Source organism: Cellulosilyticum ruminicola JCM 14822 (assembly GCF_001311925.1).
Lineage (GTDB): Bacteria > Bacillota > Clostridia > Lachnospirales > Cellulosilyticaceae > Cellulosilyticum > Cellulosilyticum ruminicola.
This window is the reverse complement of record NZ_BBCG01000112.1, coordinates 1-5,025: the sequence shown is the minus strand read 5'-3', so window position 1 is coordinate 5,025 and position 5,025 is coordinate 1. Positions and strand designations below refer to the sequence as shown.

5 protein-coding genes and 1 pseudogene are annotated in these 5,025 nt (G+C 32.4%); 4 read left to right on the top strand and 2 right to left on the bottom strand.

Features of this window, described 5'->3' with window-relative positions:
* Nucleotides 1-158 (bottom strand): annotated as a pseudogene (locus tag JCM14822_RS22230) (IS5/IS1182 family transposase); the annotation flags it as partial.
* 535 nt (nucleotides 159-693) lie between these two features.
* On the opposite strand from JCM14822_RS22230, the gene fliB reads away from it, so the two are divergent.
* The 4 genes from fliB to istB all read left to right on the top strand — a co-directional run bounded on the left by fliB (nucleotide 694) and on the right by istB (nucleotide 4,554).
* Entirely contained in the window at nucleotides 694-1,710 is a 1,017-nt protein-coding gene (gene fliB / locus JCM14822_RS17800; protein ID WP_330377680.1) for a flagellin lysine-N-methylase, read from the top strand.
* On the top strand, nucleotides 1,680-1,850 hold the full coding sequence (locus JCM14822_RS24275; protein WP_330377679.1) for a hypothetical protein: 171 nt from the start codon (nucleotides 1,680-1,682) through the stop codon (nucleotides 1,848-1,850). The genes fliB and JCM14822_RS24275 overlap by 31 nt, the downstream gene beginning before the upstream one ends.
* A gap of 386 nt (nucleotides 1,851-2,236) precedes the next feature.
* Nucleotides 2,237-3,805 (top strand): IS21 family transposase, encoded by a 1,569-nt coding sequence (gene istA / locus JCM14822_RS17795; RefSeq protein WP_054743927.1) that lies wholly within the window; start codon nucleotides 2,237-2,239, stop codon nucleotides 3,803-3,805.
* On the top strand, nucleotides 3,793-4,554 hold the full coding sequence (istB, locus tag JCM14822_RS17790) for an IS21-like element helper ATPase IstB (RefSeq protein WP_054743925.1): 762 nt from the start codon (nucleotides 3,793-3,795) through the stop codon (nucleotides 4,552-4,554). The genes istA and istB overlap by 13 nt, the downstream gene beginning before the upstream one ends.
* A 208-nt stretch (nucleotides 4,555-4,762) precedes the next feature.
* Here the strand turns inward: istB and JCM14822_RS17785 are convergent.
* A partial coding sequence (locus JCM14822_RS17785; RefSeq protein ID WP_207643278.1) for a hypothetical protein occupies nucleotides 4,763-5,025 on the bottom strand: 263 nt, incomplete at its 5' end.

Here is a 5,025-nt window from a genome sequence, read left to right as displayed (position 1 = left end):
CGACCATCTGGTTTATATAAATCTTTCAGTTTGTCATAGATAAAGCTTAAGTCAATAGCTGCATCAATTTTTCTTATAAGATGATCTTGAGGTACAAGGTCATCTATACTTAACATTTGTATTTGGGATCTTTCATCATTATTTCTTCTGCCCATCATTGTATACACTTCTACTTCTAGTCTAACAGTAAAAATGGCTGTAGACAATGTAATTGTCTACAGCCTGAGACAGAATAAGTATTCTGTCTATTTGCCATGCTTAAAATTATACATTTAGATAGAGTTTAAGCTATAAAAAAGGTCATCTACCAATATTTAACTATTCGTAGATGACCTTTTTATATAATATCACTTAACTAAATGACATTGGGTATTTTAGAACCTTTATTTAATTGTGATAACGAATATGTTTTATTAAATGTTGCATCAAGCATGATTAATTTGTTACCAGATAAATCAATTAATGTACTTGAAGAATTATGTGAAAAAAGAGGGATGTTTTCTGTTGAAGCACGTATGTTTCTTAATGAATGGAGAAAGGGTAACATAAAATATTAAGTGTAATTTATATATAGACATGGATGGATATAAGATGGATTTTGAATGCCCTCTTTTATAAGCTGCAACACTTGATGTTGCACTCAATAAATATTAAAATGAAATAATAATTTATATGGAGAGTGTGAGACTAGAAATGAGAATAAGAGTACCAAGTTATTTTAAGGATTTTACATGTATTGCATCAGAATGTGAAGATACTTGCTGTGCAGGATGGAGCGTTGTAATTGATGAGCAGTCGTATAACGATTATCAAAATGTAGACGGTGAGTTTGGCCAAAAGTTAAGAAGTAGGATTGTGGAAGAAGATGGTGACAAGGTCTTTGTATTAAATGGTGAGAACTGTTCATTTTTAAATGAAAATAAGCTTTGTGAAATATACAATGAGCTTGGTGAGAAAAGTCTTTGTTATACATGTAGACAATATCCAAGGTACATGGAGGAGTTCTTTGATTTAAGAGAAATGGGCATTTCATTATCTTGCCCAGAGGCTGCTAGAATCATATTAGGGAATGATAAGGTAACAGTATTTGAATTAAGCGAGGATGATCAGCTAGGAGACATGGAGGATAGTATTGACGAAAATGCACTTGAAGACTTTTTCCTATGTAGAGAGATCATCATTAATATGATAGAAATGCTCAATATATCTTTAGGCATTAAGGCAGCAGCAGTCCTTAAATTTGTTGAAGAAATCCAAGATAAAATAGATTTCGATGAGATGGATGAAGTCAAATATGTGATAGAAAAGTATAGTGATAGTCATTTTATAGAAGAATTGATCAATGATTTAGACCAGTATGAGGGAAATGAAGTTATTAAGTATCATAATGTCTGTGCGTATTTTAATACATACAGAGATTTAGAACATATCAATACCCATGATCCATTAGGGCTAAATAAGGCATTAAAAATTTTTGGTGAAGCAGATAGCAAATCTTATATTAATCAGCATAAGGCATTTAATGCGTATTATAAAGATAACATGTACAAGTTTAAAAATATATTAGTGTATTTTATATTTAGATACTTTATGAAGTGTATATTTGATTATGATATGTCTGCAAAAATCAAGATAGCTATTATAAGTACAATTATGATTAAGGAACTTGCCGTTGTAAGATGGATAGAAAATGGACAATTTACAGAGTAGATATGGTGGATATCAGTCATATGTATTCTAAGGATATTGAGCATTTAGAAGAAAATATAGAAGCACTACAAGAAATTTTTGAAACTGAGGCCGTTTATGAAGTTGATCAAATCATAATGACTTTAATGAATGAATTTTAAATAAGTATATAGTGAAGGTGTAATGAAAAAAGCTGGTAAACTTTTATGTTTACTAGCTTTTTTGATATTGAAATAGGAGTGCTAGATATAAATTAGTATATATTAATTAAAATTCTATTTTTTATGAATTTTAAAAATATTATTTACAAATCATTCTTAGACTTTTTAAAAATTATATTTCATAGTCATTAACTTAAGATTAAGTTTTTCCAGCAACAATAAGTTGTTCTAAATAACCTTCTATTTTAGATAGGTGGTTTGTGTTAATGGTAAAATAAAACGGAGAGATTTCGGCAAACAAAAATGGTGAAGATTATACATTTTATTACAATTATCTGTTACTCTAAAACAATAATAAAGATTATTGTTAAAGGAGAACTGTAATAATGAAAGGATGGCTTATGTTTGTTGAAATTCACAACTATAAAAATCTAGGACTTAATAAATCTCAAGTAGCTAAAAGACTTAGCATCGATTATAAAACTGTATGCAAGTATTGGGATATGACTCCAAGTACATTTTCTAAGCTTCAGCAAGACGCTCAAACTCGAAGTAAAAAGATTGACGGCTATCAACGTCAGATCATTGAATGGCTTAAAGAATTTCCCGACCTTTCCGCAGCTCAAGTTTATGATTGGCTCCTTGAAATGCATAGCACATTAAATTTTAGCGAACGAACACTAAGAAACTATATTAGTCAGATTAGAACGGTCTATAAAATTCCTAAGCATCCACCCTTAAGGCAATATGAAGAAATCCCAGAACTACCACCAGAGAAGCAAGCTCAAGCTGATTTCGGTCAGATCTGGGTTAAAAAATTAGATGGTTCTCGTATCAAAGTTTATTGCTTTGTATTAGTACTTTCTTATTCTAGATATAAGTTTGTTTGGTGGCAGGATAGGCCTTTTAATACTCAAGATCTTATACGACTTCATCAAAAGGCTTTCGATTACTTTGGAGGTATGCCATCTGAAATTGCTTATGATCAAGATCGCATCATTGTTGTGTCTGAGAATGCAGGCGATATTATCTGCACTGAGGACTTTCAAAACTATATGTGTCACATGAAATTTAAGATGAGACTATGTCGGGCGTATGATCCCGAAAGTAAAGGAAAAGTTGAAGCGGCAGTTAAATTTGTCAAATACAACTTTGCTAAACATAGGGTTTTTAAAGATATTGAATCTTTTAATGACGAGTGCATGTTATGGCTTGATAGAACTGGAAATGGTAAGGTTCACGATATAACAAAGAAGGTACCTAAAGAAGTGTTCGCCCTAGAAAAACAACACTTACTTCAGATACCATCCACTTTGTTTGATCAAAAATCTACTAATAGTTTAACGTATTCTGTTCGAAAAAACAATACCATATCTTATAAACAAAACCGTTATCAAGTACCTAAAGGTACATACTCTCCTAAGAAAGAAGTTCTTCTTTCTTTAAATGACGATATGTTAAACATACTAGATATTGATACAGGCGAAGTGCTTGCTACGCATAAGATCCATGAAGGTAAAGGTAACTTGATCCAGATTCATCATCCTGAACGTGTTAAAGGAAAAAATATTCAAGATCTGGAACAAAAAGCACTTGCACATTTTGAACATAGTGATGAGGCCATTCATTTTTTACATCTTATTGAAGAAACGAAACCTCGTTATTATGGAGATCAATTACATCTTATCAACCAAGTAAACAAAGGCCAAGCCTTAGAAGATAAGCTGGCAGCATTAAAATATTGTATGGAGCGATCTCTTATAGGTGGTAGCTTTTATAAGGAGTCCCTAGAGTATATTCTTATGAAAAAAGAAGAATCAGCAAGTAATAGCCTACCTTTTAAAATGCCAGAATTAAATAGCAAACCAAACATCAGTTATATTAAGCCTGAAACTAGAAAAATTGAAGAATACTTGTTTTATCCAAGAAAGGACAGTGGGAAATGGGTACATTAGACGAAATCATTAGCTATAGTGGAAGTTTAAAATTGATCTATCTCAAGCAAAACCTTGAGCAGCTTTTAGATGAAGCAAAGAAAAGAGATCAAAGTTATCAAGAATTTCTACGCACTATATTATGTTATGAAATGGAATCAAAAGAGGCACGTGCGAAAGAAAAAAGGCTAAAAAGTGCTAGTTTTCCTACTCTAAAAACAATCGAAGAGTTTGATCTGTCGTTTCAAAAGAGTATAAGTAAGCGTCAGCTTAATGAACTATGCGAACTCACTTGGGTAGATCAAATGTATAACTTAATCCTTCTAGGGCCACCAGGTGTAGGTAAAAGCCATTTAGCAATCGCATTAGGCTATAAGGCTATTGAAGCTGGTTATAACGTTAGCTTTATTACAATGGACTTATTAATGCATACATTGAAAACAGCTGAAATATCAAAAAAGAGTAAAGGCAAACTTAATCGTATACTTGCATCAAGTCTAGTGATTATAGATGAATTAGGTTATTTGCCTATAACTAGAGAAGAAGCCAATCTATTCTTTAGCCTGATCTCTACATTACATGAACAAGCATCTATTATTATCACATCTAATAAAGGATTTGAAGATTGGACAGAATTATTAGGAGATCCAGCATTAACAACGGCAGTACTTGATAGGATTACATATCGCTGTGAAGTTATTACAATGCAGGGGAAAAGTTATCGCTTAGAGCATCGACAATCGCTTTTTGATAAAGTTGAAAATGACTAGCGTTTATGCCGCGAAAGTTCCTTGATTATGAGGGTTGATATGCTAAGCTGAATAGAAATGGCAGCACACAAGCATCGTAGTTCATCATCAAACTGGGTGGCGGCCTCAGCTGCCTGATAGCATATCAACGGAGGCTCATAATCAAGGAAACCGTGGAATAAATGCGGACCTAAAATATTTACTATAGCCTAATAAGAATTAGGGAAAATTATTTGCCAAAATTTCTCCAAAAGTACTTGCCGGTAACAGTTTGTCTTAAACGTTTTTCATGCAAAGCCAACTTTCCTATTCTTTGAACTAAGTTAGAAAACGTCTCGTAAGTATGTAGTGTGATTCTTTTTAGTGTATAGAATTGATATAAGTCTACAAGCAGTAATGTATAAAATCTTTGCATACTTACGCCTCTCCCCTGATTCTTAAGCATGGTTTGATCTATGCAATCATACAGTGGCATTGTAAGTAACGCTCCAA